A 25,495-nucleotide genomic window follows, 5' to 3' on the forward strand; every position below is an offset into this window, starting at 1 on the left:
GAGCGATGAGTGAAAAAACTATGACAACACCGAATGCACGCCAAGCCGCCTACGGCGTCGAGCGGCTGCTGCAGTTCGGGCTGCACAATAAGCTTTTAGAGCCGCTCGATGCGTATGCCGCCCGCAATGGGCTGCTGGAGCTGCTGCAGCTCAGCGAGCCGTTCGAGGGCGAGCTCGATGCGGCGATTCCCGCCAGTCCTACGGAGCTGCTGGAGCCGCTGCTCGATTACGCCGCGGAGATCGGCCTGCTCGAAGAGAACACCACGACGCTGCGCGACCTGCTGGATGCCAAGATCATGGGGCTTCTAATGCCGCGCCAATCCGAGATCGTGCAGCGGTTCTGGTCGACCGCGCGGACGGACCGGATTGAGCGCGCGACGGAGGAGTTCTACAAGCTGTGCATCGATTCGAATTATATTCAGATGGATCGGATTCGCAAGAATTTGTACTGGCTCGCGCCGACGGAGTACGGCGATTTCGAGGTGACGGTCAATCTATCCAAGCCGGAGAAGGATCCGAAGGAAATCGCGAAGCTGAAGACGGCACCGCAAAGCCATTATCCGAAGTGTCTCTTGTGCATCGACAACATCGGGTATGCCGGACGGTTGAATCACCCGGCGAGGCAAAACCTGCGCGTGATCCCGCTCATGCTGACCGGCGAGCCGTGGTATTTCCAATACTCGCCGTACGTTTACTATAATGAGCACAGCATCATTTTTGACCGCAAGCACCGCCCGATGAAAACCTCGCAGTACACGTTCGAGCGGCTGCTGGACTTTATCGAGCAGTTCCCGCATTACTTTATCGGGGCGAACGCCGATCTGCCAATCGTGGGCGGCTCGATCCTGAATCATGATCACTTCCAAGGCGGCAATCACAAGTTCGCGATGCAAAAAGCACCGCTGGAAGCCAGCTTCAGTCATCCGGAGTACGCCGGCGTCAAGCTTGGCATCGTGAAGTGGCCGATGTCCGTGCTGCGCATCTCCAGCCATAACCGGATTCAGCTGCTCAAGCTGGCGGGCGCCATCCTGGATTCGTGGAAGCAGTACAGCGATCCGTCACACGACATTTTGGCGTTTACGGAGCAGGGGGGTGTGAAGGTGCCTCACAACACGATCACGCCGATTGCCCGCAATAACGCTAATGGCGAGTACGAGTTCGACCTCGTGCTGCGCAACAACCGCACCAGTGCGGAGCATCCGGATGGGATCTTCCACCCGCATCAGGAGCTTCATCACATCAAGAAGGAAAACATCGGCTTGATCGAGGTGATGGGTCTGGCTGTGCTGCCCGGACGGCTCAAGGCCGAGCTGGAGCAAGCGGCGGAGCTGCTCACGGGGGCCGTGCCGCTCAACGAGCGCATTACGCAGCAGCCGGAGCATCCGCTCCACAAGCATAGCGCATGGCTGCAGCAGCTGATCGCTTGCTACGGCACAGCGCTGTCGGCGGAAGCAGCCGAGCAGACGCTGAAGGAAGAGGTCGGCCGCAAATTTGCGGACGTGCTTCGCGATGCCGGGGTGTACAAGTGCACCGAGCGCGGGCGCGACGGCTTCCAGGCGTTCGTGCGTCAGCTGGGCTTTCAATAAATTATCCATATAAAAAGGAGTGCCATCATCACCGTTCTGACGGTGACATGGCACTCCTTTTACTTTCGCTCGCCCTACAAGGTCAACGATTCGCCCGGCTGCAGCACGCGGCCTTGAATCCCGCGATCGGCCAGTAGCTGAGCAAAGCGCTCCCCGTCCTGCTGGATCAGCCCGAACGTATTGTAATGCACCGGAAGCACCTGCTTCGCCCCCAGCCATTCCGCTGCCTCCGCCGCATCCTCCGGTCCCATTGTAAACAAGTCGCCGATCGGCAAAATCGCCAGGTCAATGGCATGCTTGCGGCCGATTAATTTCATGTCCGAGTAGAGGCTCGTATCGCCCGCGTGCAGAATGGTCAGCCCGTCCCACTTAATCACATAGCCTGCCGGCATCCCCGCATAAATAATCGACTGCTGGTCGTGAAGCACGATGCCGGAGCTGTGGAACGCAGGGATCATATGGATCTCAGCGAAGCCCAGCGACATTTTGCCGCCGATGTTCATATCCTTGACGCGCACGCCCTGCCAGCTCATATACGTCGCAAGCTCGTGAATCGCGATCAGTGTCGCATCATTGCTTTTCGCGATGGCCGCAGCGTCTTGAATGTGGTCCGTATGGGCATGCGTCAGCAGCACGTGCCCGGCCTGAATGCTCTCAGGCTTCACTGCGGCGGTCGGATTGCCCGTCAGAAACGGATCGATCACGATCGACTGATCACCGCTTGTCAGTTGGATGCATGAATGACCATGGAACTCTACTTTCATCCCGAATAACCTGCCCCTCATCCATAAAATAAACGTACCATTCCATTATATCCCAAACCAAAGTCCAATACCTAAAGCGAAACGATTTTTTACACAAAGCAAACGATGTCAGGTAAATGGACATTTCTGATCGACGGGTTTAAATTATAAAGCAATCTTTAGAATCGTTTTCGACATAAATCGTTTTCATTCGGAAAAACCACCTTTATACCCGTCCAATTTATGTTATTATAGTTAACATATAAATGTAGGTCTTTTGACAGGGGTGAGCGCAATGTTCGATTGGCTTGGCTTTAAGAAGGGGCTGCCGCTGTGGTGGTCGTACCGGCTCAATCGCAGTATGAAGGAAGATGTGGAAAATATTTTCGAAGGCATCGCCGGGACCCGGGTGGAGCTGCTCAAGGACTGGACCCAGGAGTATTGGGGGCACTTGGATCGCTTGCTGGGCCGGCTGCAGTCGCTAAGCGGCGAGCAGGGGGGGATGGAACGGCCGGACACCTCCGCCTGGGAGCGGTTGTTTGCCACGGCGCATCATCGGGCGTCCGATTTTTCCGAAATCTTCGTGCTCGGCGGAGACGGAACGGTAGTCTACTCGACCTATCGTGCGCATCAAGGCAAGCATTACGATGAACGAAGCGACATTTATCCGGGACTTCATTATACCAAGGTGGTTAGGGAAGGCCGCAAATGCCTCTTCGGACCGTATCCCGACCCGCTGACGCTGGAGATCGGCCCCAGCACCTCCTCGTTTCACGATAAAATGACGCTGCTGTTCATGACCCCCATCATGGAGGGCGGCGTGTGGCGTGGTACGCTGTGCGGCCGGGTGCCTAACGATGTGATCGGCGACCTGATTCAGCGCGAATCCGGCCATGTGTACCCCGACTCCGGGGATAACTACATCTTTATGGCCCGACCCCAGCTGCAAAAGCATATCGCCCCTGGCACAGCGCTCTCCCGCAGCCGCTTTGAGGACCGGACGTTCACGCATGGCGAGAACCTGAAGGATGGCGTGACGACGGACTGGGGCGTGGTATCGGTGAAGGAGCATACGGAGCTGGAGCTGATGTTCACGGACCCGGCGACCGGACAGCTGCACCCCGGCGTGGCGAATACGATCAAGAACGGCAGCAACCTGTTTGTCGAGTTCCCGGGCTACTCGGATTACCGCCACATACCGGTCATCGGCAAAGGCGTAACTTTTCAGCTGCCGCACTGCCCGGACGTGTGGGGCATGATGTGCGAGGGCGATCTCGAGGAGGTCTACCGCATTCGCAGCATCAACTGGAAGCTGTTTCGCCTGCAGACGCCGCTGTTCATCAGCTTGGGCGTTCTGACGGCGGGGCTGGCTTATTTGCTGGTCGTAAGCAGCACGCCGGCCCTGCTGACCGCGCTATGCGTGGGCGCTTTTAACCTGCTTTATGGGCTGGTCATCGCCTGGGTGCTGCACAAGAAGGGCACCGAGCCGGTCGTCGCTCAGCTGCACCGGATTAACCGATTTATCCGCATTAACGCGGAAGGCAAGGGCGACTTGACACAGCGCCTGAGAATGGACGCCTTTGCCGCGGATGAAACCCGGGAGCTGGCGAAGTGGATCAACAACATGATCGATTCGCTGGAGGGCATCATGCTGCAGGTGAAGCAGGCCGCCTCCGAGGTGCTGGCGAGCCAGCAGGTCATGAACGAGTCCGCAGGCACGACCGCCGGGTCGACTGAGCGAATGAGCGAGCGCATCCATGCGATGATCGGCAGTATTCGCCGGCAGCTCAAGGACATTGATGTGGCCAAGGATGTAGTCGGCGACATGCAGGGGACGCTGCGCATGCTCGAGGACAAGGCGGCCGAGCAAATCGCGGTGGCGCAAAGCGAGGTCGAGCGCATCGGCGATAAAATGTCGCAAATCTCATCGAAGGTGGCTGACACGAACCGGACGATCGGCACCTTCATGGAAACGACGCAGCAGATCAAAAATGTACTGCAGGTCATCGAGGAAATCTCCGCGCGGACCAATCTGCTTGCTTTGAACGCCTCGATTGAAGCGGCGCGGGTCGGAGAGCACGGACGGGGCTTCGCGGTGGTCGCGGGCGAAATTCGCAAGCTGGCCGATCTCACACGCCAATCGACGGAGGAGATTCACGAGACGGTGCACCTCATTCATCAAAATGCACAGGATGCTTTTGCTTCTATGGCTGAAGGCACGCAGGTCGTGAAGGAAGGCACGCAGCTGGTAGCGGCGGCGTCCGAGATCCTGAGCGGGGCTAGCAGTGAAGACTCGCTGAAGACGCAGGTCGTAGGCGAGGTCGTGGTGCTGATGGAGAGCATCGCGGCGGTCAGCAAGGACAACCGTCAAATTTCCAAAGAGGTGGAAGGCGAGGTGCAGGAGCTGCTGACCGACATCGTCGGCGTTCGGCACACATCGAACCATGTGGAGGCAATTACGGCGTTTTTGCAGCAGCTGGTGAACCAGTTCCAATTGACCGATACGCGGAGGAGATAAAGTGAGTTTCATAGCAAAACGCAGGCCGAGCTGGCTTGCGTTTTTTTGTGCTGTGCAGGGTTTGCCAATTATTGCGGGTTGAGACGCCATTTGCCGCCCTGTACAATCAGGGGAGACGAAAGGAGTCGATTCTCTATGAAAAAATGGACCATCGCACTTTTTTTCTCGTGTATGCTGGTCTTTTCGCTTAGCGGTACGCAGCCGCAGGCTCAAGCTAAGGCAGCGACGACGCTCGCCCAAGGCAGCGCGAACGGGGACGTCTGGGATTTGCAGTTCCGTTTGAATGCATTGGGCTATTATTCGCAGCCGCTGGACGGCAAATTCGGCACCCAAACCGCAGCAGCGGTACGAAGCTTCCAGAAGGCGTATGGACTGCCGGTGGATGGCATTGCCGGAACGCAAACCTGGGCGGCGCTGAAAAAATACTCTGTTAATCAAAGTGAATTGGACATGCTGGCTCATATTATTTACAGTGAGGCACGGGGCGAATCGTATACCGGCCAAGTGGCTGTAGGAGCCGTTGTGATGAACCGAGTTCAATCCGGAACGTTTCCGAATACGGTTCAAGGTGTGATCTTTGAGCCGGGTGCTTTTACGGCGGTCAGTGACGGCCAGTACTATCTGACTCCGGACCGCACCGCATATTTGGCGGCGTACGACGCCGTTCGCGGCTGGGATCCGACGAATCAGGCGCTGTATTATTTTAACCCGAAAACGGCGACCAGCACATGGATTTGGTCTCGCCCGCAGACGGTAACGATTGGCAATCATATTTTTGCTCGATAATTTCATACCCATAGCATGAGAAACAGGAAAACCAGTGTCGCTCTTTTTGGAGGAGCGGGCTGGTTTTTTTGCGTGAAAATTCGGTTATTCCGGCATATTAAAACTATTCGCTGACGACATCAGAACATGACATCAGGACATCAGGAGGAGAATCATGCGCGTTTGGAAGATGCTTTTGGCTGGGATGATGCTGGTGACCGGCACGTCCGCCGGGGCCACGGCTAGAGCGGAGGGGGAGGGGCTCACCTTCGCGGTAATCAGCGACATCCATGTGCAGAGCTGGAATGGAGGGTCGATCCGTAAATTCGGACGGGCGCTCGATGATTTGCAGCAATCGGCGCGGCCTGCGCAGGCGCTCATTATTAACGGCGACTTGGGAAACGGGTTTCCGGAGGATTATCAGGCGGTGAACAAGGTTTTGGCGAGGCATCCCCACCCAACCCGAGTGTACTATACGATAGGGAATCATGAGTTTTATAAAGCATGGCACGACCCGTCCCGCCGATGGTCGATGGAAACGTTCCCGAACGGCGAATCGGATCAAGCCTCCGTCGCACGATTTTTGCAGCAGAGCGGGGAGCCGAATGTTTATTATGAGAAGCACATCGGCGGCTACACCTTTCTATTCCTCGGTTCAGAGCGCTACCGGCAGTCCAATCCGACCTATTCCGAGGATGCGTACCTCTCCCAGCAGCAGCTGGATTGGCTGTCGTCCAGGCTGAAGGAGGAGTCCGGGCAGGGGAAGCCGATCTTCATCTTTCTGCACCAGCCGCTGCCGAATACGGTATCAGGCAGCATTCCGGGCAGCAGCGGCCGCGGCGTCGTACAGGCGGCACAGCTTCAGGCAATCCTGGCGAACTATCCGAAGGTGATCTTATTTACCGGGCATACCCACTGGGAGCTATCGCTGCCGGATACGGTCGTCCATGAGCAGTTTGTCATGGTGAACAGCTCTTCGGTCTACGAGCCTTACCAAGGACTAGGAGGGCCTTATCCGCAGGAAGCGGACCGCAGCGAAGGGCTGGTCGTGGAAGTGAGCGCCGGTCAGGTGGTGATCAAGGGGCGGGATTTTCGCGAAGGCAAGTGGCTGGGCTCGTATGTGTTGAAATATCAGTAACCTCCCGTGAAGTGGGATAAAAATATAAATTGCACTCCCTCGATCCCTAGCTTACAATAGCAATAATATAGTTCATGTCAGAATACATAACATACATATGGGGTTCTGATGCATCGGGGAAGGGCGGAGACGGCATGTGTAGTACCGAGCTTACTTTAATACCCTGCGGGGAAGAAACGGCGCCGTATTTTCAACCGATCTTATCGCTGCAAACACAGCAAATCATCGCGTACGAAGCGCTGGGAAGGCGGGTCAGCGGCGGGAAGGCGTACAGTCTGGGCCCGTTTTTTCAAGATACGTCGATCGGCGATGAGCATCACCTCATCATTGACCGAGCGCTGCGCAGTAAGGCGCTGGCCAAGCTGGCGGCCGACGACGGGCAGGCGAAGCTGTTCTTGAATCTGAAGCCGTCGTGGATTTATCACAATTACCGCGAGACGGGAGAATTGCGTACCCTGCAGCTGATCGAGCACTACGGGATTGACCCGTCCCGAATCGTCATCGAGGTTACGGAGGAGGCGTTTGCCGGACGGCTGGACGAGCTGTCGGGTATTCTCGATGTGTACCGCCGGGAGGGCTGTATGATCGCTATCGACGATATCGGCAGCGGCTACAGCAACTTTGACCGCGTCGCCTCCATTCAGCCGCATATTTTGAAGGTGGATTTGAAGCTGCTGAAGCGAAGTGCCACCCATGACGGGTATAATGCCGTGCTGAACTCGTTCTCCATTCTCGCGTCTCAGATGGGCGCTTCGCTGCTCGTGGAAGGGGTGGAGACGAAGGCGGAGCTGTATCAGGCACTGAAGGTCGGGGCGCGGTACGTGCAGGGTTTTTTATTTTCCGAGGCGCGGGCGGAATTTCAATCATCGCACGCTTTCGAGCGGCTGCTTCAAGAAGTGATCGCCGATTACACGGAGCAGGAGCTGGCGCGGCACCGCAGCTTGTTCGCCGTGAAAGGTCACTTAAGCGAGCTGGTCAGCGGGACGGCGGATATTCGGTCGGCGGCGGATGCGGATGCCTTGCTGGAGGGGCTGCGGCTGGGCGTAACGGACAACGTCGTGCGCATGTACATTTGCCGGGAAGATGGCTGTCAGGTTTCTTCCAATTTTTTGCGTGCCGAGACCGGCGAATGGAGGAAGGATGACCAATTCCAAGGGGCGAACTGGATTTGGCGGCCTTATTTTATCCCCAATATGCTTCAGATGAAATCGCACGGGCAGGGCATTTTATCCCGGGTCTATACGGATTTGGACAGCTCGCGTCCGATGCAAACCTACTCCTGCCCGGTCGGGGAGCTGCATTATTTGTTCCTGGACTTGATGATCTGAACTAGCCCGAAGCCGACGGCGGCCCCCAGGTAGTTCAACAGAACATCGTCGATATCACTGGTGCCTACTCGCAGCACAGTCTGCAGCAGCTCCAGCGAGACAATAGCGCATAGAAAGACAAGGGAGAACCGCCGAAAGCTTCTGCAGCTCCGAATCAATAGGGGCAGGAGCACACCGAAGGGCACAAAGACGCCGACATTTCCAGCTAGATTGATGATCGGAATTAAGAAGTAGGATGGCTTCAGCTGATGGATATAGCTGAGAATCGTTCGCAAGGGTACGAGGCTATACCGGAATTGCGTATGGGTGAGCGTGGACCGCCCGAAGCCCCAAAACATCCAGAACAGTAAACACGCGCTATAGCCGAGAAGCACAACCCACAAGGTGCCGTGCATGATCCTCTTGGTCGTCGTGCTCTTAATCTTGTTCTCCATGGGTCACTCCCTAGGCACATAAATTTAACCACCTCGTGCCATAATAGCCAAAGTTGGAGGTGGAGCAGCATGGGCTTCGTGTTTGCTTACAGCTTTTTTGCAGTCGTAGCGGTGTATATCTGGTTCATGCCCAAGCGACTGACCCGACAAGAAATTTATACCACCTGGGGGCTAATGGCGGCGATCACCGTGTACACGGATATGAGCTTCGGCCTTGTGCTAGATCTGTACGATTTTGGTGGACCGGAAGTGAACTTTCAGGACGTTCCGCTGCAAGCTTTATTTGCTCCGTCGATCGCTGTGGTTTTCCTCAATTATATGCCGCGAAAAACATCCCACTTCATCGGCTATCTGCTGGTCGTCGTCTTGATCTCCCTGTTCATCGAATGGATTTGTACGTTAACCGGTTATCTGGTGTACAAGGGGTGGAAAATGGAGTACTCAGCCCCATTCTACCTGCTTGGTATGATCATTCTCCGATGGCACCTGCATTTCTTGCGCCGAGGGCTGAAGCCCTCGATCCCCTAAAAAAATCGGCCCTGTCGCCTACTAGCGAGCAGAAGCCGATTTTTTTGTTTGCCGTTTTTGACGCGAGTGCGTGTGTTACCGCTCCACCCATTCCGATCGCAGAGCAAACAAGTCCCTGAGATCGTCCGTCGACAGCTCGGTGATCCACTGCTCCCCGCTGCCGACAATTTGCTGGCTGAGGCCCAGCTTTTTGTCGATCATCTCGTCGATGCGCTCCTCCAGCGTGCCAAGTGTTACGAACTTGTGCACCTGCACATGGCGCGTTTGGCCGATCCGGAAGGCGCGGTCCGTCGCCTGGTTCTCCACCGCGGGATTCCACCACCGGTCGAAATGGAACACGTGATTCGCCGCCGTGAGGTTCAGACCGGTGCCGCCCGCTTTGAGCGAGAGGAGAAAAATGCCCGGATGACTCTGTCCCGCCTCGGATGCGGCTTCGTCTTGAAATTCCTCGATCATCCGGTCGCGCTCCATCTTCGACACGCCCCCATGCAGGAACGGCACCTTGACCCCCATCTCTTCCTCCAGAATCCGCTGAAGCAGATGACCCGTCTCGACGAACTGGGTAAAAATCAAGCACCGGTCGCCTTCCTGCCGCAGCTCCTGCACCATCTCGAGCAGCCGTTCCACTTTGTTGGAGCGCTGCTGCCAAGGCGAACGGATCGATTCCTTGTTCAAAAGGGACGGATGGTTGCACAGCTGCTTCAGCTTGGTCAGCGCCGCCAGAATGAGTCCACGGCGTTCCATCGTCGATAGCTTATCGAGCCGTTCGAACATGTCGCGGATATAGGTTTCGTACAGCGTCGCCTGCTCGGCGCTCAGGGAGACGTACGTTTTGTATTCGTATTTTTCCGGCAAATCCAGCTGGATCGACGGATCCTTCTTCACCCGGCGCAGCAAAAACGGCCGAATGAGCCGCTGCACCTTGGCGACGAGCTCTTGGTCATGTGTCCGCTCGATGGCGTTCACGAACCGCTGCGTGAAGTCGCGCAGGGATCCGAGGTAGCTCGGATTGAGAAAATCGAAGATCGACCACAGCTCGGTCAGCCGATTCTCGATCGGTGTGCCCGTCAAAGCAATCCGGTGGCGCCCATCCAGCTTGCGAATGGAGGACGCCTGCTTCGTGTAGGCGTTCTTGATGTTCTGCGCTTCATCGAGGCAGATCGATTCCCAATTCACGGAGGCGAGCTCTGTCTCGTCCAGATGGGCCAGTGTGTACGTGGTCAGCACGAGATCATGGCCGCTGCAGCTGGCGGCGAAGCGCTCGCCCTTGGCCCGCGCCGGTCCATAGTGCAGGTAGATGCGCAGATCGGGCGCGAAGCGCTGCAGCTCCTTCTGCCAGTTGCCGAGCACCGAGGTCGGGCAGATGAGCAGGGAAGGGGCTGCCTGTTCGTGCTCACCGGATGGCTCCTGTAGCCGCTTCTCGCGCATCAGGAGCAGGTAGGTGATGAACTGGATCGTTTTCCCGAGACCCATGTCATCCGCCAGACAGCCGCCGAAGCCGCATTCCCGCAGGAAAATGAGCCACGAGATGCCCTCCACCTGATACGGCCGCAGCGTCCCCCGGAAGCTGTCCGGCGGCTCGATGAGCGGCGGCCGCTGGGCGTGATTCAGCTGCGCGACGAGCTCGGTCAGCTGATCGTCCAGCTCTACCTCCATCGGCAGCGTCCGGTAAAAATCTTTCTCCTCTTCACCCTCGGAGGAGCCGAGCAGGTGCAGCTCCAGGACGTCGCGGAACGACAGCCCTTGTTTCTTTTGCACCTGGCTCATCACGGTTTGCAGCTGCGCCAGGTGTACCGGATCGAGCTGCACCCACTGGCCACGGATCTGCACGAGCTTCCGGTTTTGCTCCAGCAGCTGTTTGAATTCATCTTCGGTCAGCTCGATATCGCCCAGGGCGATCTTCCAGTCGAACTGCATCAGCTCGCTGAGCCCGAACATCGACTGCGGTCCTGTGCCCACGGATGATTTGACCTTCGCCTTGAGGCGCGGCCGCCACTTGCGGATGCGCTCCCACCAGGCGGGCAGGAAGACGGAGTAGCCCGCCTCCATCAGGCGCAGGCTGCCCTTGGTGAGCAGCTCCCACGCCTCGCTCTCGGTGAGCTCATCCTTCAGCTCACGCTCGCCCTCGGCGAGCCACGGCAGCATGCGCCGCCACTTCGCGGCATCGCGGGCGGCGCGGCCGAGGTGCGCCTGCCACGGCTCGGGCAGCGCCTCGGCGCCTGCCTGCACGGCGCCATGCTCGTCCGCGCCGGCGTCGTCGCCGCCCTCGCTCCAGGCGCTCACCGCCGATGGCTGCAGCTCGCGCAGCAAATCCTTGTCGCCGCGGTCCTGCAGGACGACGCGCAAAGGCCAGGAGCCGCCCGCGATCAGCGGCTCCTCCAGCTTCAGGCACGTGCGGAACGGGGTCCCGTCCGACTGCCAGCCGATGGAGACGAGCCAGTCCTCCTCGTCCATCCAAAGCTCCGCAGCCGCGGCGCCGCCCCGCTGCAGCAGCGGAAACGAGCGCTCGAGCTGCGCGAGGCTCTGCCGCATGACGCCGTCGGCGTGGGTCCAGGCCGGAATGAGCGCGTCCAGCCACTGCGCGGCCACGGGTGAGGCCGCCCAACTGGCGGCCGGCCCTTGCAGCTGCAGCTTCCAGCCGAGCTCCCCGGCCTTCCACTTGACGAAGTCCGGCATGAAGCGGCCCTGCGTGAGCGCTTCCTTCACCTGCGGCGCGAGCGACGTCAGCTCCTTTAGCTCGCGGCTGAAATCGAGCCGCGCATGCTGCACGGCGGCCGGGGCGGCGAAGTAATCCAGCGCCTCCAGAGCCGGGAGCAGCAGGCCCTCCACGTTCATCGCTTCCACTGTCTCGATGAACGTGCCGTAGAACGATGGCTCATGCCACGCAAAGAGCCAGTCCCGCAGATCGTACGCATCGCTGATGCCGCCGTTATAGCGCGTACCCCAAAGGAAGAGGCCGCCTTGCGGGGCCCAGCGCACGTGCACGGTGGTCAGACTCGTGTCGGTCGTCGTCATGGAATCCATTTCCCTTTCTTCAGCTCTTCCTGCAGCGCGCGCAGGCGCGCATATTTCATGGCCAGCCGGTAAATGTAATCCTCCCAGGCATGCTGCCGGTTCAGCCGCTTGTAGAGTGACTCCAGCTTTTTCAAGAATCGGGTAGCTGATTTGTAGGCGTTGCGGTTTTTCTCGGCGATGGTCCGCTCAACGGCCTGATGGTATAACGGCAGCACCAGGGTCGGGTCATGCTTTTCCACCGCTTGCAAATCCTGCGAATATAAATTCAGCGGCGAGACGCGGTTGGACAGCTGCAGATCAATCCACGCCTTGTAGCGGCCCGCCTTCATCAAGTAAGCCGTGTAAAAAGGGTACGTCCGCGGCAGCAGCGCCACCATCACATTCGCCCATTCCGCGTCCTCTTCCTGACGCTGAACTGCTTCCATCCAATACTGGCAAAATTGCCGAAGCTCCTCCTGCTGAGCCCGCTGCACCGCCGGCAGCAGCCAGCGAAGCCAAGCGAGCATGCGGTCCCAAGCATTTTCCTCGTAGCAGCGGTGCAGGTACAGGAAGAAATCCTTGGCCTCCCGCTTTGTCAGACGCTCCATCTGCTGCCGTGCGCCCTCGTCGTCGCCGGCGATGACGGAGAAATGCGCTGCCGCCATCACAAGCGCATCCTTGCGCCTTGGCATGAGGTCCGGCGTCTCGAGCAGGCGCAGCACCCGGCTGCGCTCCTCCGTCAGCCACGCGGGCTGATCGTTCATCTGCCACCAGACACTGCGATACACCGTCGGCCAAGACAGCGGAGACTCTTTGCCCGACAGGGCGGTGTCCGCGATCATCGCCAGCGTCTCTTTCCAATACTCGGGATATTCCTGTGTAAGCTTATCGGCATCGAGCAGGGGGACCAGCTTCATCAGCTCGTCATAGCACTGCCGCCCAACGGTTTTGCAGCCGCTCTCGATATAGTAGGACAAATACGACGATTTCGTGTCCTGATAAAACTGCTCGATCTTTCGCATGATGAACAGCAGCAGATGGAGCGAGTACAGCTCGCGCAGTGGCGATGCCCAGCCCTCCCCGTAGGGAGTTAGCTTTTCCTTAACCGCGCTGTGGAACATTTCAATGGAAGACTGCTGCGACAGCGAAAAGCCGTAAAACTGCTGGTCAAAAAATTTCTGCCACACCCCCGGCGTATCCCCCTGGGAAGGAGGCTCGAGCCGCTCCGTCCGCTTCTCGGCGGCGGTTCGTGTGCCCGATTGCTTGGCTTGCTGCTGGCGATTTTTCACCATAATAGCCTGCCGCAGTTGCTGCAGCAGCAGCTCCGGCCGCGCGAATGACGTATACAGCTTAAACACTACCGCCACCATATGCTGGCAGCGTTTCCCGTCCGAGCAGCTGCATTCGCTTTTGCTGAAATCGTCCAGATCGATAATGACCTCGAAGGCCTTGGTCCCGCCGCGAACGAGCGCATGCACCTCAACGCCATGCTTCAGCTCCATATCGGTCACGCGGCCCTTGTGATAGTACTCCCAGCCGCGCTCGAGCCGCGCCAAATTAAAATCGTCGCGCAGATGGCCGATCAATTCGTTCATTCGGTTTTTCGGAATCTGCAGCTTCAGCATGGGTATGTTTTGCCCTCCGCAATTTTTGTCTATCCTTATAGTGTACCAGATTTTACATGTAAATGCGTAATTTCGCAGGATGGACAAGGATGTTTTTTTGTTGGTTGTCCATGGTTGCGAGTGGTTCATATTCCGAGTACAATGAGGCAAAAGGGTCTACCAGATTCCAACAATTGGCGGCTTGGCCGTGTTGCAGCGGGAGGGGACGGAAGCGATGGGAATCAAGTTCGGCAGGGAGTACAGCGATATTATTACGGATTTTACCGATGCTTTGCTGAGTGTGGAAGGATGTCATGATTTTTTGGAGATGTCGGAGGAAGACTGGTCCGGTCTGGACGACGCGGAGCAGAAGGAGTGCATCAAGACGCTCGCGGATGATTTGTTCTACGGGCTCGGCACCGAGTCGCCCATGACCATTGGGGAGTGTACGATTACGCACGATGCGAAGCGGCATTTGATTCGGATCAATCATGGTGACGGCTTGACGCAGGTGATTCATCTGGTTTGATCCTGGGCTGGAAGGGGAGCGTGGGCGATGGATCGCGAGAAAATACGGCTGCTAACCGAGGAAGAGCTGACAAGTCAGCTGGGACAGCTTACGGGCTGGTCACGGGAGGACGGCAAGTGGATCGTGAAAAAATACCGGTTTCCGTCCTTCCCAGACAGCATGGCGTTTGTGAACAAGGTGGCGTCGATCGCTGAGGAGCTGAACCATCATCCGATGATCGCCATCGATTTTCGACTGGTCACGCTGCGGTTAACCTCGTGGAGTGCCGGCGGGATCACCGGGCTGGATATGGAAAGCGCCGGCCGGTACGACGAGCTGCTTAATTAAATAACCGAACGAAAGCGGTGTCAATACGCTGCTGAACCTCATAGGGGAGCTGCTCCTGAAGAGCTGCTGCCAGCCGATCTCTCCGAACGGGCCCGCCTTGGGTGAGCCAATAGCGTTCGATGAGGTCGGCTTTTTCTTGTTTGCCGGGAATGAGCAGGTACAGGACGAACCAGTCCTCGAGCGTGCTGAGTGGAACGGCTTGGCCATCTGCCCACGTGGTGCCGGCTATATCCTCCTGCCGGAAATCGAGCCGGTAAATCCCGTCCGCATGACGGATACCGAACAGTCCAAGCAGATCGACCTCGACGCCTTCAATTTCCATGTGGTAAAAATGCTTCGTGCAAAAGGGCTCCTTCGGCGCGTACTCGATATCGATTCCGATGTCTATCAGCAAATCCCGAGCTTGTTCGGCGTGGGCTTCTGTGATGAGCTGCCCACCCCCCGATGAATGCCGTGCCGATGGAACCGCTCGGCGATTAGGCTTAATACGCGGCTGTGACTGTGACTCATTATTTTAAGCCCCCTTCCAAACCATGCAGTGAAATTCGCCCTTTCCGGTGGGCGTCATGCGCTCGTACGTGTCGGTGATCTCGAAGCCGGCCCGAAGGTAGGCACGAATCGCCCGCTCGTTCCAGGTCAGCACCTCGAGGTCGATCTCGTTGTCCGGGTTCACCCTCAGCGCTTCGTCGACAATGGCTCTAACGAACTGTGCGCCTCCACCGGCGCCGCACAGCTCCGGCCGCAGGCCAAAGCCCAGTCGGGTCACGCCGACGATGGGGAACAGCTGTGCAAACCCGCACAGCCTGCCTTCGTCATCGACCACCGCACGGTACTGTGCGCTGCGGATGTCCGGATCGGCAAATTCCTCCTGCTGCGCCAGCATGTGTTCCCAAGGACGCCAGCTGTAAATGCTGTACGGTTCAGGGTACTCCCAGGTACAAATTTCACAGCCGTGCGCCTCAGTCATGGGGATCAAGCGGTAGGTTGAAGCAGGGGAAGAACGCATGGCAGCGGATGACCTCCTAATGTGATCAAATTTTGGACAAGTCCGGTCCTTCGCCTTTCGCTTCGTCAGGGATCATTGTATACTTAAAACTATACCGCAATTCATCCCATCGAAGGAAGTGATTGGTGTTGTTGCATATTCTAAGTCAAGAATGGCTATTTGAACACGGTACCGATGATGATGTCGTCATAGTGGACTGCCGCTTTTTGCTGACGAACCCGGCGGCAGGACGGGAGAGCTATGAAGCTGACCATATCCCGGGCGCACACTTTTTCGATCTGGATCAGGATCTTTCTGGAGCAAAGCAGCGGCATGGGGGCCGCCATCCGCTGCCGAATATAGACGAACTCGCCGCCAAGCTGGGGCAAGCGGGTATCCATAATCAGTCGGTCATCGTAGCTTATGATGATCAAGGAGGCATGTACGCGTCGCGGTTCTGGTGGCTGCTGACGTTCCTTGGCCATGAGAAGGTGTACGTGCTCGACGGCGGCTACTCTAAGTGGAAGCAAGCGGGGTACCCGGTCACGGAAGAGCCTCCGATGGCGCATCCGGCTACCTTCACTCCGCATGTACGGAGCGAGATGGTCGTGAACGTCGAAGAGGTAAAGGAGCGCATCGGGCGTCCTGGTACCGTGCTGATCGATTCGCGCGAGGAGCGCCGCTACTTGGGGCTCGAAGAGCCGATCGATCCGGTGGCGGGCCATATCCCGGGGGCAAAGCAGCGCTTCTGGAAGGACAGCATCACGGACGACGGCAGCTGGAAGTCGCCTGAGGCGCAGCAGCAGCGGTTTGCGGAGCTGAAAGACGCCGAGGAGATCATCGTCTACTGCGGCTCCGGCGTCAGCGCCTGCCCGAACGTGATCGCGCTGAGCGAAGCGGGGCTGAAGAACGTGAAGCTGTATTCCGGCAGCTGGAGCGACTGGTGCTCCTATCCGGATAGCCCGATCGCTACGGGGCGGGAGTAGAATTGTGAGGGCTGTGACGGCTTTAGTAGCTGTTGCAGTCCTTTTTTATTGGTTACCCCCCCAACCCCCGAGCATACGCCTCGGGCGACCGACCGATCACAGCCTTGAAATCCTTTATAAAATGAGCCTGATCATAATACCCCAGCTCTTGCGATAGCACCGTCCAATCAACGTTGTCGCTTCTTTCAATCAACTCGGCCGCTTCTTGAAGCCGGTACCGCTGAATAACCCACTTGGGGCTGACGCCAACGTAGCGGCTGAAAAGACGCTGCAGCGTACGCTTGCTAATGCCGAAGAGGTGCACCATGTCTTCGACCTGGAGGATGTCCCGGTTTTGGGCCGCCTCATGCATCATTCCGCCGATCAGTGCGACCTGCTCGTCCGGCTCCGGAAGCTGCTGCAGCAGGAAGTGTTCGGCGAGCTGCACCATGGATTCCCCATCCGATTGGGTAAGAATGCGCTCCTCCACCGGCTTGGAGCTCATACCGAACACGTCGCTAACGGGGATTGTTCGTCCGGTCAGCAAGGATACAGGCTGTCTCCAGAACGGGTAGAATCCGCCCGGCCGGAATTTAATGCCTAAAGCCATGCCATCGTCCTGCAGATGACGGGTATAGGTCGTTTTCGGAACGCCATAAATGCCTGCGAAGCAGCCGTTATAATCCTTCTCAAAGGCCATGTTCACATTGGGGTAGGAGAGAATGGTTTGTCGGTAGGGCGCCTGTCCCTTCAAGTCCCACTGTACTACCCAGTAGTGCTCGATCAAAGGAGCCAGCTCAGCCGCGGGCTCATACTTGTGCAATGAAAATTTTTGCTTGCCAGCCTTCGCATGCAGGATGCCTTTGTCCGTCCCACGCTCTATTGATTTCATAACGGTGCCTCCCATCGTGTTCTCTGTTGTCGCGTTTTTACAATAATTCCCGGTTCGGTTATTCTATACTTGAGCATAGCAGTCCAAGGCTGCACACGCAATCAATTCAGAGAGCGAATGGAGGAAGAATCAATGGCAATGGAAGAGCTAAAATACGTCATTTATATCGGGGCGCAGCCGGAGGATGTTTGGAACGTCTTCGTGACACCGGAAGGAACCAAAGCGATCTTTTTCGGTTGTATTCTGCAATCGACCTTCGAAGTTGGCGCACCGTACGCCTATATCGGACCTGGCAGTGAAGGGGAGGAGACCGTCCATGTGTATGGGAAGGTGCTGGCTTTCGAGCCTAACCGTCTCATGAGCTACACGGAGCATCCCGGACCGTCCTACCGTGAGAACCACGCGGAGCTGGAAACGAGAGTGACGATGACGCTGGAGACCGTCGGTGGTAGTACCAAGCTCACGCTGGTGAACGATCAGTGGCCGGATAACCACCCCTCCTATGCCAATACTAAGGAAAGCTGGCCGATGATTCTAAGCAATGTGAAGTCCTACGTGGAGACTGGGAAGACCTTGGACCTCGGCTGGTAAAGGAGCGAATCAGTTGGAACAGCTGCGTTTTTTAGCCACCGCAAGACCGAAAACCGACCATTGGCTGCAGAACATGACCGATGAGGAAAAAGCCGTCATGGGCCAGCACTTTGCGTATGCCAACCAAACCTTTGCCGAAGGAAAAATTGTATTTGCCGGCGCTTGCTTGGATGGTGCCATGGGAATCATTGTATACGAGGCAGCGACGGAAGCAGAGGCCTACGAGCTCTACTCCAACGACCCGCTGGTGAAGTCAGGTATCGTGCATACCGAGTTCCATCCGTTTCGAGTCGGGCTTATGCGTTAAACCGAATGAAAAGAGCTCCTCCGTAGTCCTTACGGGGGAGCTCTTACTCTTGATATTAGCGGCCATGCTCTTAGCCCTTCAATGCGCCGACCATGACACCTTTAACGAAGTACTTTTGTACGAAGGGATACACAACGAGAATCGGTACCGTAGCCACCATGATGGTCGCGTATTTGATCGTTTCGCCGATCTGGAAGCGGTCTCCACTATTCGCGCCTGCGGACATGTTGTCCGTTTGGTTCGCGATCAATATTTCACGCAGTGTCAGCTGGAGTGGATACAGACTCCGGTCCTTGATGAAAATCGAGGCGTAGAACCAGCCGTTCCACTTCTCAACTGCATAATACAGAACCATTACCGCGATGACCGGCATGGACAGAGGAATGATGATGCGGAACAAAATCACGAAGTGATTGGCTCCGTCCATCTTGGCCGATTCCTCGAGGCTGTCGGGCACTGACATGAAAGCGGTGCGCATAATGATCAGGTTGAACGTATTGACGGAGAACGGAAGGATCGTCGCCCAGAGCGAGTCGAGCAGCCCGACGCCTTTGACCACCAGGTAGATCGGAATGAGACCGCCGCTGAAGAACATGGTCACGACAACGATGAATATGAACACTTTATTCCACATGACGTTTTTTCGTGAAAGCACATAGGCTCCGAGCGAGGTCATCAGCAGGTTGACGCAAACGCCGCATACGACGATGAACAGCGTGTTCTTGTATCCGACGAGAATGCCGGGGTTGTCGAATACGCTCTTGTACGCTTCGATGCTAAAGCCAAGCGGCTTGTAAAGCAAGCCCTTATAGCTGATCAGCTGGCCTGCATCACTGAAGGAGGCAAAGGCAACATACAGGAGCGGATATAAGGTGATGATCATTAGTGAAAATAATATGACATGGACAACGGTATCGAACGTGACATCCGCGGCGCCGAAATCTCTCTTCATCTTCGCCATTCCTCCTTTACCATAAGCTGTTCTCGTTCACCTTGCGGCTGATATAGTTCGCTGTAATAAGCAGAATCAAGTTAAACACGGAGTTAAACAAGCCAACTGCCGAGCTGTAGCTCCAGCCGAATTCGAGCAAACCTTTACGATAGACGAAGGAAGAGATGACGTCCGCCGTGTCATAGATGGACGAATTGTAGAGCAGAATGATTTTCTCCCAGCCGACATTGAGCAGGTTCCCCATTCGCAGGATGAACATAATCGTGATCGTCGGTAGGATCCCAGGCAGCGTAATATAAAGAATTTGCTTAAACCGGCCTGCGCCGTCCATACGCGCCGCTTCGTACTGCTCTTGATCAATGCTCATCAGAGCCGCAATGTAAATGATCGATTCCCAGCCGACCTTCTGCCATATTTCGGAGAGGATGTAGATTGGACGGAAGAGCTCAGGCCTTTGGAGCAGCGCGGTGCCGTCTCCGCCTAAATAGGTGAGGAGCGTGTTGATGATCCCGCCGTTGTTTGTAAAATCCTTAATCATACCGCAGATGACAACGAGCGAGATAAAGTAAGGCATGTAGGTGATGGATTGCACCCAGCGCTTGAATACCTTGCTGCGAACTTCGTTAATCAAGATGGCCAGAATAATCGGGGCCGGGAATTCAAAGCACAGGGAATACAGGCTGATCACTATTGTATTCTTCAGGATGCGCCAGAAGTAGTAGCTGCTGAAAAAGTCAACGAAATTGGTGAAGCCGACCCACTCGCTGCCGAAGACTCCTTTCATAGGCGAGTAGTCTTTGAACGCAATGATCGCTCCGTACATGGGTGCATAATGGAAGATCGCGTAATAAGCAAGTACAGGAACCATCATTAGGTACAAATATTTGTTTAAGGCGAAGTCCCGGATGAATCTGCGCGAGAACGTGTTATTGTTAACTCGAGTCTTTGCGATCGGTTCCATGGTCATCGTTTTAGCCATCATGGACGCCTCCCTTCGCTGAGATAGATTAATAGAAGGGGAAACCGGAAGACCGGCTTCCCCATAAGCTATTAGCGTTTATTGTAACGGTCAAGCGCCGCTTTTTCGATTTCAAGCGCACGGTCGATTTTGAGCGACTTCATTTTGGCAACGTTTTGGTCGAAGTTATCAATCGGCTCGCTGCCAAGAATAATTTTGAGCGTCATTTCATCGACAAGTGTGTTCACATCGGTCATGATTTTTGCCATTTCGGAGCTTTCATCCGGAGTCGGCGTAACCGGCGGCATCTGGTGCTTGGCAATGTCCGTCTTCTGCCAGGTCGATACGGCATCACGCTGGGACGGGAGGGCGAGATACTGCTCGATATAGCGCTTGTCTTGGACGAACGGTCCGCTGTATGTTGCGCGAACGTATTGAGACAACGCTTGTGCAGGAGCCAGCTTATCCGGGTTTTTCATCATGAGATCGGTATATCTCGGATAGCCGTTATCCATTTTGTAGCTAACGCCTTCCGTACCGAAGTTGAAGAACATGCCGCCTTCTTCGCTATAGCCGTAATCAAGCAGCTTCACGGCAAGCTCTATATTTTTCGATTTCGCCGAGATCGCGACGGCACCGTTCGTGTTGCCGTTAATTCCGTATGCGAAGTCCTTTTGGCCAAATTGCGGCGTATCTCCTTTTTTCAGCACCGGATACGGAGCACCGATCAGCTGCGCTTTCGGGTCTTTCGCCGAAAGGAGCGGCTGCCATTTTCCGATACCGCCGCCTGCGTTGCCCACAGTAGCTCCCGTAGCGCCGCTGCTCAAGTTGGCATCCAGCGCTTTGCCATCTGTGGTCGCGATATTTTTGTCGAGAAGCCCTTCTGTGTACCACTGGCGCATGGTCGCAAGGAAGTCTTTGTAGCCTTTCTCCATCGGTCCGAACTTCACTTGGCCGTTATCGAGATAGAAGTCCTTGGTTACGCCGAATGCGCCGACAAAATCGCCGGTGGACATATCATTAAGCGGACGCGGTGTGGAAACAAAGGAGATCGGAGCCGCTGCGCCCTTCTTCTCCTTGAAGGCCTTCAGCGTGGTATGCCATTCATCGATGGTCGTCGGAACTGGAAGACCGAGCTCATCCAGCCAGTCCTTGCGGATAATCGGACCGTGGAAGACCTTCAAGCTGTCGTCGCCGCGCACGAATGGGAATACATAATAGCTGCCGTTGTCGGTCTTGACCATCTTGTCCACATCCGGGTGGTCCTTCAAATATTTTTTCAGGTTCGGCGCGTATTTGTCGATCACGTCATTTAGCTTCAGAATGTAGCCGTCCTTAATCGCTTTCTCCGGCCCGCCCGGGAATGCATTAGTCCAGTTGTATTCCATCATGTCCGGCAAGTCTCCGGAAGCAAGCATTACGTTGAGCTGCTCCTTGAGCTGGCCGTTCGGCACGGTGATGTACTTGATCGGAACGCCGGTTTTCTTGGACCATTCTTGATAGAACGGAACATCCTTATAATCGGATTTGACTCCGACGACGTTGCCCGTCAGCTCTGCCCAATACGTCACGGTTTTGTCCGACTTCATCGGATAAGTTGTAGCTGCGCCGGCTGCTGGCGATGTTGAAGGCTGCGAGCTCTTGTTGTCGGAGGATGGAGCGGATGACGGCGTGCCGGAAGAACAAGCAACTGCGAAAGTGCTCATCATTGTTGTTACCACCAAAGCGGTGACCAACTGCTTTCTTTGTTTCTTCATTTAAGAAGACCTCCTCTGTTTCCGGATCATCCGGATCTCTGTGAGATGCGAATCTCATATTCTTATTTTATAAAGCGCTTACAAAAAGAGCTATAGGTAATTTATACAAACGCCTATTTAAAAAGATAATAAACGTATTCAAAACATCCAATGCCATCGGCAAAACGTCCAAAAAAGGGGGATGAAACCAAAGAAAAAGCCGCATTTCTGCAGCTTTTTCCTTTGCAAGCGGGGATTACACCTGAACCATGGCGTCCTTCAGTTCCTTGAACTTGCCGGGGGTAATGCCCTCGTATTTTTTAAACGTGCGGATAAACGCATTCACATCATTGAAGCCCACGCAGCCGGCCACATCCGTAATGTTCTTCTTGCTGTCGGCGATCAAATGCTTGGCTCGTTCGATCCGAATTTTGTTAATGGAATCGAGCAGCCCTTCTCCGGTTTGATCCTTAAACAGCTTGGATAAATACGTCGGCTTCATGTCAAAATAATTTCCGATCATCGAAATATTCAGATTCGGATCATTATACTGTTCATGGATGAACCCGGTCACTCGTTCCGCCAAGTCGCTCAGAGCCGTCATGCGGGACTGCTGCATCGATTGCTGTCGTTTGGTCGTGGTATACTCGCATACCTTCTGAAGCAGGTCGGTCATTTGGGCCTGCATATCTTGTATCGTTTCGCAGGAGGTCAGCCGCTCGATGCGCTTCGGGTTCTGGAACAAGAAGCTGTCTTGCCCATCGCCGATTTCGCTGACCGTCTTCATCATCGTACTGACCAAATCCAGCATTAGACAGCGGGCGATCGCTACAGAAACGGCCGGACGGTTCAAGTTCCGTTGAATAATATCGTCCAGCGTCTCCTTCGAACGCTCAAAATCCCCGACCTTCACATAGTTGATCAGCTGCTGCTCGACCTGAAGCGGGTAGTAGTAGGCGGTTTCCGTTTCATCCGTGCCGGCTTGGTACAGCTCCTCGTAGGCGAGAATTTCCTTCGTGCCCATTACGAGCTTGTATTCCATCGCATCAACTGCTTCCGCATACGCCTTGGAGATGCCATGAATACCGGTTTGAATCGAGCTGATCGATACCGTCAGATGAATATGATAGTGTGTATTGAGGAACATCTGAGCTTCCTTGGCGATGCGCAATAAATCCTGCATATGGGCCTCTGAGTCATCCGTTGGGCTAAAATTAATCAGGCACGCCAACGATTGATCCACTTCCGTCACGTAGCCGCGGTGAAGCTGGGCAGCCAGCTCCTCCGCTACATTGCTCACGATAAACTGCAGCAGCTTCAGCTTGTCGTCGGTCTCCATATCACCTAACCGTTCATAGAACGGGGCGCTATTTTCCACATGCAGCAGGATGACGGCAAACGCGTCCGAAGCCAGCTTCATATTGAAGGCCGCCAGCGACTCGTCGATCGGGATTTTGGTATCAATGCGGCCCTTCATCAGACGGGCGATAAAGTTGGATCGGAGCACATGCTGTTGGCTTTTCATTTGGCCCATCATTTTATCCATCTCATTCAAGGTGCTGCCGATCGCCTGCTCGATAAACGAAAATTCGTTATGTCCCTCTCCATAGCTCATGTTGGCCTTGCTGGCGAAGGCTTCCACCAGACGGCGGACCGGATTGTAATTTTTACGCAGAAAGAAGTAGGTCAGAAGGCTGCCCCCAAGCAGGCTGGTCAGGATACTCAGGAATGTCAGATTGCGCACGTGCTCCGCTTTTTGCCAGTATAGGCTGCTGGGGATTATGGAAACATATTTAAATTCTGAGCGTTCCGAACGAATCAACTGCACCTCGTACTTTTCCCCGTCCTTGGTGTAGTAGAAGGAGTTCGAGCCGCTCCCTATCTGATCATAAGGAATGTCCGAGGGGAAAGGGTCGTTCGAATTGGAGATCAGCACTTGATTGTCCCGGTTTAAGATCATCACATGCCCCTGATTAAACAGCTCCACATTCTGAATCGCCCCCAAGATGCGGGCTTGATCGATCATAATGACGTTGGTAGCCATGGGCGTTTCTTTATCAGTCTCAAAGGTGCTGATGTAAGCGGCTGTTTTCACAAGCGCGCCAGTCTCGTCGATCCGAACCATCGGCAGAAAGCCTCTAAACCGCTTACGGTTCAAAATCTCGCTCCAAGTGGCATAAGAGAACGCCGGGCTGGCATGCAGCGTGTCATAAGCGAACTTGGCGTCGCGGGTCGTGCCGGGAAGAATGACTATGTCACTGTCTGCCTTATACGTATAGAACAGATCTACCATGGAATAAGCAGATTTATACAGCTTCATATCCTGCGTGACGCGGTAAAGGTCATACTTGTAGTCGTTGGGAAAGGAAACGTATTTATTGGACGTGAGCAGCTCTTGCATCCGCACATTCCACGTCATCTCGATATTAAGGCGCTCCATAGACTGGAAGTAGTTATCCATAATTTCTCGAACCTGCTTCAAGAGCGAATTGTTCGCTTGATGGATTTCGCTTTCGAGCGTCTTGCTGGAGACCATGTATACGATAATGCTGATGCACACAGGAAGAAGAAGGATGGCCATGTAGGAAAAGAGCCATGTCAATACGATGCTACGTCGGTTGATAACCATTTTGCGTAAAATCAATCGGATCTCCTCCTTGACAGCGAATAACCGGAGCGGGATTGTGGCAAACGCTTACACGATAGGTAAGAAATTTCCCAGTCGTTTCCCTGCATTCTCTATTTTACCTTTTCTTGCAAGCAGAGTACACCGAAAAAATGTTCCATTCACGAATAGTGTATTATAGGTTAAATCCGTCATATGATGCGGATCATCGATAAACTGCTGATTGAAGCGGAGGGATGGAATGTGCTGTACATTCTTAGCTATAAAGGAAAGACCTTAGGGCAACCGATGGATTTACTCAAAGCGGAGGCGGTCCTCAAGCAGATGAGTCATTGCTTCAAGCAACTGCAAATCATACCCTATCACCCAAAGTCCGTGGAACCGGATAATTCTCGGCAGCAGACGGGCTAATTGTATAACAGAAAGCCCTCAGGCTTGTCCGGCGCGGAAGCGTTCGTTAGAACGAACGCTGCGCTGAGCAAACGCTGAGGGCTTTCAATCTTTCAGGAACATACTCCGTCAGTTGGCCGGTATTACTTGGCGTCGGTCATCAGCTGCGTATATTGATCTTCCGAGAGGACACGGCGGGCTGTAACGTAACGCTTGACGTAGTAGGAGTCGCTCAGGTTGGATACTGTGACGCCCTGGTTTGTAGCCGAGTGATAAAACTTACCATCGCCTACGAATACGCCAACGTGTGATACCCCTGAACCATCGGTATTGAAGAACACCAGGTCGCCGGGACGAAGTTGATCTTTGTCCACCCAATCGCCAAGCTTTGATTGGCCTTTGGACGTGTGCGGCAGATCGATGCCGAATTTGGCAAATACCCAGGAAGTGAAGCCGGAGCAATCGAAGCCTCTGGTCGTGGTGCCGGCGTACTTGTACGGCGAGCCCAAACCATCGTTAACCGCTGCGCTTAGTGGGGTTTCGGCAAAAGCGCTGCCGACCGAAATGCTGCAAAACATGGTCAAAGAGAGTGCAAAACC

25 protein-coding genes are annotated in these 25,495 nt (G+C 55.2%); 12 read left to right on the forward strand and 13 right to left on the reverse strand.

From position 1 onward, the window contains the following. Positions 1-5 precede the first annotated feature (5 nt). Positions 6-1,586, forward strand: coding sequence for a UDP-glucose--hexose-1-phosphate uridylyltransferase (locus FPZ49_RS06805; protein ID WP_144844843.1), 1,581 nt, complete (start codon positions 6-8; stop codon positions 1,584-1,586). Positions 1,587-1,660: 74 nt separating this feature from the next. Here the strand turns inward: FPZ49_RS06805 and FPZ49_RS06810 are convergent, their stop codons facing one another. Further along, positions 1,661-2,350 carry a metal-dependent hydrolase gene (locus FPZ49_RS06810; protein ID WP_144844845.1) on the reverse strand — a complete coding sequence of 230 codons (690 nt, stop codon included), beginning with the start codon at positions 2,348-2,350 and terminating at the stop codon, positions 1,661-1,663. A gap of 274 nt (positions 2,351-2,624) precedes the next feature. Between FPZ49_RS06810 and FPZ49_RS06815 the strand changes: the two genes are divergently transcribed. The 4 genes from FPZ49_RS06815 to FPZ49_RS06830 all read left to right on the forward strand — a co-directional run bounded on the left by FPZ49_RS06815 (position 2,625) and on the right by FPZ49_RS06830 (position 8,078). Then, positions 2,625-4,847 (forward strand): methyl-accepting chemotaxis protein, encoded by a 2,223-nt coding sequence (locus FPZ49_RS06815; protein WP_144844847.1) that lies wholly within the window; start codon positions 2,625-2,627, stop codon positions 4,845-4,847. A 171-nt stretch (positions 4,848-5,018) separates the two neighbouring features. Next, a complete protein-coding gene (sleB, locus tag FPZ49_RS06820; RefSeq protein ID WP_261381300.1) occupies positions 5,019-5,633 on the forward strand; it encodes a spore cortex-lytic enzyme in 615 nt (204 codons plus the stop codon). Positions 5,634-5,787: 154 nt separating this feature from the next. Beyond that, positions 5,788-6,750: a metallophosphoesterase family protein gene (locus FPZ49_RS06825; RefSeq protein WP_144844851.1), complete on the forward strand. Its 963-nt coding sequence runs from the start codon at positions 5,788-5,790 to the stop codon at positions 6,748-6,750. A gap of 134 nt (positions 6,751-6,884) precedes the next feature. Further along, positions 6,885-8,078 carry an EAL domain-containing protein gene (locus FPZ49_RS06830; RefSeq protein WP_186445656.1) on the forward strand — a complete coding sequence of 398 codons (1,194 nt, stop codon included), beginning with the start codon at positions 6,885-6,887 and terminating at the stop codon, positions 8,076-8,078. Here FPZ49_RS06830 and FPZ49_RS06835 read toward each other — a convergent pair. After that, the gene (locus FPZ49_RS06835) at positions 8,051-8,512 is read right to left on the reverse strand and encodes a VanZ family protein (RefSeq protein ID WP_144844855.1); all 462 of its coding nucleotides are present in this window, start codon (positions 8,510-8,512) and stop codon (positions 8,051-8,053) included. The genes FPZ49_RS06830 and FPZ49_RS06835 overlap by 28 nt on opposite strands. Positions 8,513-8,581: 69 nt before the next feature. Here FPZ49_RS06835 and FPZ49_RS06840 point away from each other — a divergent pair, with 69 nt between their 5' ends. After that, a complete protein-coding gene (locus tag FPZ49_RS06840; protein WP_144844857.1) occupies positions 8,582-9,040 on the forward strand; it encodes a hypothetical protein in 459 nt (152 codons plus the stop codon). Between the two features lie 75 nt (positions 9,041-9,115). Here the strand turns inward: FPZ49_RS06840 and FPZ49_RS06845 are convergent, their stop codons facing one another. Together FPZ49_RS06845 and FPZ49_RS06850 are read right to left on the reverse strand one after the other, a co-directional pair. Next, the gene (locus FPZ49_RS06845) at positions 9,116-12,064 is read right to left on the reverse strand and encodes a DEAD/DEAH box helicase (protein ID WP_144844859.1); all 2,949 of its coding nucleotides are present in this window, start codon (positions 12,062-12,064) and stop codon (positions 9,116-9,118) included. Then, complete coding sequence (locus FPZ49_RS06850) at positions 12,052-13,659, reverse strand: SWIM zinc finger family protein (protein WP_144844861.1); 1,608 nt, start codon at positions 13,657-13,659, stop codon at positions 12,052-12,054. Before FPZ49_RS06850 ends, FPZ49_RS06845 begins: the two co-directional genes overlap by 13 nt. 214 nt (positions 13,660-13,873) lie before the next feature. On the opposite strand from FPZ49_RS06850, the gene FPZ49_RS06855 reads away from it, so the two are divergent. Then, positions 13,874-14,167: a hypothetical protein gene (locus tag FPZ49_RS06855; protein ID WP_144844863.1), complete on the forward strand. Its 294-nt coding sequence runs from the start codon at positions 13,874-13,876 to the stop codon at positions 14,165-14,167. A 27-nt stretch (positions 14,168-14,194) separates the two neighbouring features. After that, entirely contained in the window at positions 14,195-14,494 is a 300-nt protein-coding gene (locus FPZ49_RS06860) for a 4a-hydroxytetrahydrobiopterin dehydratase (RefSeq protein WP_144844865.1), read from the forward strand. Here the strand turns inward: FPZ49_RS06860 and FPZ49_RS06865 are convergent. The 3 genes from FPZ49_RS06865 to FPZ49_RS06870 are packed head-to-tail and all read right to left on the reverse strand — an operon-like array spanning position 14,487 to position 15,500. After that, positions 14,487-14,888 carry a hypothetical protein gene (locus tag FPZ49_RS06865; protein ID WP_144844868.1) on the reverse strand — a complete coding sequence of 134 codons (402 nt, stop codon included), beginning with the start codon at positions 14,886-14,888 and terminating at the stop codon, positions 14,487-14,489. The two genes, FPZ49_RS06860 and FPZ49_RS06865, sit on opposite strands and share 8 nt — an antisense overlap. After that, complete coding sequence (locus tag FPZ49_RS36675) at positions 14,882-15,004, reverse strand: hypothetical protein (RefSeq protein ID WP_261381296.1); 123 nt, start codon at positions 15,002-15,004, stop codon at positions 14,882-14,884. The genes FPZ49_RS06865 and FPZ49_RS36675 overlap by 7 nt, the downstream gene beginning before the upstream one ends. Before the next feature lie 4 nt (positions 15,005-15,008). Then, positions 15,009-15,500: a GNAT family N-acetyltransferase gene (locus FPZ49_RS06870; RefSeq protein ID WP_144844870.1), complete on the reverse strand. Its 492-nt coding sequence runs from the start codon at positions 15,498-15,500 to the stop codon at positions 15,009-15,011. Between the two features lie 128 nt (positions 15,501-15,628). On the opposite strand from FPZ49_RS06870, the gene FPZ49_RS06875 reads away from it, so the two are divergent. Further along, positions 15,629-16,465: a sulfurtransferase gene (locus tag FPZ49_RS06875; RefSeq protein WP_144844872.1), complete on the forward strand. Its 837-nt coding sequence runs from the start codon at positions 15,629-15,631 to the stop codon at positions 16,463-16,465. Between the two features lie 52 nt (positions 16,466-16,517). Here FPZ49_RS06875 and FPZ49_RS06880 read toward each other — a convergent pair whose 3' ends face one another. Then, positions 16,518-17,336, reverse strand: a complete 819-nt coding sequence (locus FPZ49_RS06880) for a helix-turn-helix domain-containing protein (RefSeq protein WP_144844874.1) — start codon at positions 17,334-17,336, stop codon at positions 16,518-16,520. A gap of 132 nt (positions 17,337-17,468) precedes the next feature. Between FPZ49_RS06880 and FPZ49_RS06885 the strand changes: the two genes are divergently transcribed. Both FPZ49_RS06885 and FPZ49_RS06890 read left to right on the forward strand, forming a co-directional pair. Then, positions 17,469-17,927, forward strand: coding sequence for an SRPBCC family protein (locus FPZ49_RS06885; RefSeq protein ID WP_144844876.1), 459 nt, complete (start codon positions 17,469-17,471; stop codon positions 17,925-17,927). Between the two features lie 13 nt (positions 17,928-17,940). Then, entirely contained in the window at positions 17,941-18,234 is a 294-nt protein-coding gene (locus tag FPZ49_RS06890) for a YciI family protein (protein ID WP_144844878.1), read from the forward strand. A gap of 70 nt (positions 18,235-18,304) precedes the next feature. Here FPZ49_RS06890 and FPZ49_RS06895 read toward each other — a convergent pair whose 3' ends face one another. The 4 genes from FPZ49_RS06895 to FPZ49_RS06910 form a co-directional block, all read right to left on the reverse strand. Further along, positions 18,305-19,186 (reverse strand): carbohydrate ABC transporter permease, encoded by an 882-nt coding sequence (locus FPZ49_RS06895; protein WP_144844880.1) that lies wholly within the window; start codon positions 19,184-19,186, stop codon positions 18,305-18,307. Between the two features lie 16 nt (positions 19,187-19,202). Beyond that, entirely contained in the window at positions 19,203-20,147 is a 945-nt protein-coding gene (locus FPZ49_RS06900) for an ABC transporter permease (RefSeq protein WP_144844961.1), read from the reverse strand. Positions 20,148-20,236: 89 nt separating this feature from the next. Then, complete coding sequence (locus FPZ49_RS06905) at positions 20,237-21,901, reverse strand: extracellular solute-binding protein (protein WP_144844882.1); 1,665 nt, start codon at positions 21,899-21,901, stop codon at positions 20,237-20,239. A 235-nt stretch (positions 21,902-22,136) separates the two neighbouring features. After that, the gene (locus tag FPZ49_RS06910) at positions 22,137-24,524 is read right to left on the reverse strand and encodes a helix-turn-helix domain-containing protein (protein ID WP_144844884.1); all 2,388 of its coding nucleotides are present in this window, start codon (positions 24,522-24,524) and stop codon (positions 22,137-22,139) included. A 177-nt stretch (positions 24,525-24,701) separates the two neighbouring features. Here FPZ49_RS06910 and FPZ49_RS06915 point away from each other — a divergent pair, with 177 nt between their 5' ends. Beyond that, positions 24,702-24,917, forward strand: a complete 216-nt coding sequence (locus FPZ49_RS06915; RefSeq protein WP_144844886.1) for a hypothetical protein — start codon at positions 24,702-24,704, stop codon at positions 24,915-24,917. Positions 24,918-25,039: 122 nt separating this feature from the next. Here FPZ49_RS06915 and FPZ49_RS06920 read toward each other — a convergent pair whose 3' ends face one another. Continuing rightward, entirely contained in the window at positions 25,040-25,474 is a 435-nt protein-coding gene (locus tag FPZ49_RS06920) for a C40 family peptidase (protein ID WP_391563809.1), read from the reverse strand. Positions 25,475-25,495 lie beyond the last annotated feature (21 nt).

Source organism: Paenibacillus cremeus, from assembly GCF_007786445.1.
GTDB lineage: Bacteria > Bacillota > Bacilli > Paenibacillales > NBRC-103111 > Paenibacillus_G > Paenibacillus_G cremeus.

What these genes read in the sequence shown, in the direction of transcription:
- FPZ49_RS06805 (WP_144844843.1), top strand. Translation starts at nt 6, where the DNA reads ATGAGTGAAAAAACTATGACAACACCGAATGCACGCCAAGCCGCCTAC.
- FPZ49_RS06810 (WP_144844845.1), bottom strand. Translation starts at nt 2,350, where the DNA reads ATGAAAGTAGAGTTCCATGGTCATTCATGCATCCAACTGACAAGCGGT.
- FPZ49_RS06815 (WP_144844847.1), top strand. Translation starts at nt 2,625, where the DNA reads ATGTTCGATTGGCTTGGCTTTAAGAAGGGGCTGCCGCTGTGGTGGTCG.
- sleB (WP_261381300.1), top strand. Translation starts at nt 5,019, where the DNA reads ATGCTGGTCTTTTCGCTTAGCGGTACGCAGCCGCAGGCTCAAGCTAAG.
- FPZ49_RS06825 (WP_144844851.1), top strand. Translation starts at nt 5,788, where the DNA reads ATGCGCGTTTGGAAGATGCTTTTGGCTGGGATGATGCTGGTGACCGGC.
- FPZ49_RS06830 (WP_186445656.1), top strand. Translation starts at nt 6,885, where the DNA reads ATGTGTAGTACCGAGCTTACTTTAATACCCTGCGGGGAAGAAACGGCG.
- FPZ49_RS06835 (WP_144844855.1), bottom strand. Translation starts at nt 8,512, where the DNA reads ATGGAGAACAAGATTAAGAGCACGACGACCAAGAGGATCATGCACGGC.
- FPZ49_RS06840 (WP_144844857.1), top strand. Translation starts at nt 8,582, where the DNA reads ATGGGCTTCGTGTTTGCTTACAGCTTTTTTGCAGTCGTAGCGGTGTAT.
- FPZ49_RS06845 (WP_144844859.1), bottom strand. Translation starts at nt 12,064, where the DNA reads ATGGATTCCATGACGACGACCGACACGAGTCTGACCACCGTGCACGTG.
- FPZ49_RS06850 (WP_144844861.1), bottom strand. Translation starts at nt 13,659, where the DNA reads ATGCTGAAGCTGCAGATTCCGAAAAACCGAATGAACGAATTGATCGGC.
- FPZ49_RS06855 (WP_144844863.1), top strand. Translation starts at nt 13,874, where the DNA reads ATGGGAATCAAGTTCGGCAGGGAGTACAGCGATATTATTACGGATTTT.
- FPZ49_RS06860 (WP_144844865.1), top strand. Translation starts at nt 14,195, where the DNA reads ATGGATCGCGAGAAAATACGGCTGCTAACCGAGGAAGAGCTGACAAGT.
- FPZ49_RS36675 (WP_261381296.1), bottom strand. Translation starts at nt 15,004, where the DNA reads ATGAGTCACAGTCACAGCCGCGTATTAAGCCTAATCGCCGAGCGGTTC.
- FPZ49_RS06870 (WP_144844870.1), bottom strand. Translation starts at nt 15,500, where the DNA reads ATGCGTTCTTCCCCTGCTTCAACCTACCGCTTGATCCCCATGACTGAG.
- FPZ49_RS06880 (WP_144844874.1), bottom strand. Translation starts at nt 17,336, where the DNA reads ATGAAATCAATAGAGCGTGGGACGGACAAAGGCATCCTGCATGCGAAG.
- FPZ49_RS06885 (WP_144844876.1), top strand. Translation starts at nt 17,469, where the DNA reads ATGGCAATGGAAGAGCTAAAATACGTCATTTATATCGGGGCGCAGCCG.
- FPZ49_RS06895 (WP_144844880.1), bottom strand. Translation starts at nt 19,186, where the DNA reads ATGAAGAGAGATTTCGGCGCCGCGGATGTCACGTTCGATACCGTTGTC.
- FPZ49_RS06900 (WP_144844961.1), bottom strand. Translation starts at nt 20,147, where the DNA reads ATGGAACCGATCGCAAAGACTCGAGTTAACAATAACACGTTCTCGCGC.
- FPZ49_RS06905 (WP_144844882.1), bottom strand. Translation starts at nt 21,901, where the DNA reads ATGAAGAAACAAAGAAAGCAGTTGGTCACCGCTTTGGTGGTAACAACA.
- FPZ49_RS06915 (WP_144844886.1), top strand. Translation starts at nt 24,702, where the DNA reads ATGATGCGGATCATCGATAAACTGCTGATTGAAGCGGAGGGATGGAAT.
- FPZ49_RS06920 (WP_391563809.1), bottom strand. Translation starts at nt 25,474, where the DNA reads ATGTTTTGCAGCATTTCGGTCGGCAGCGCTTTTGCCGAAACCCCACTA.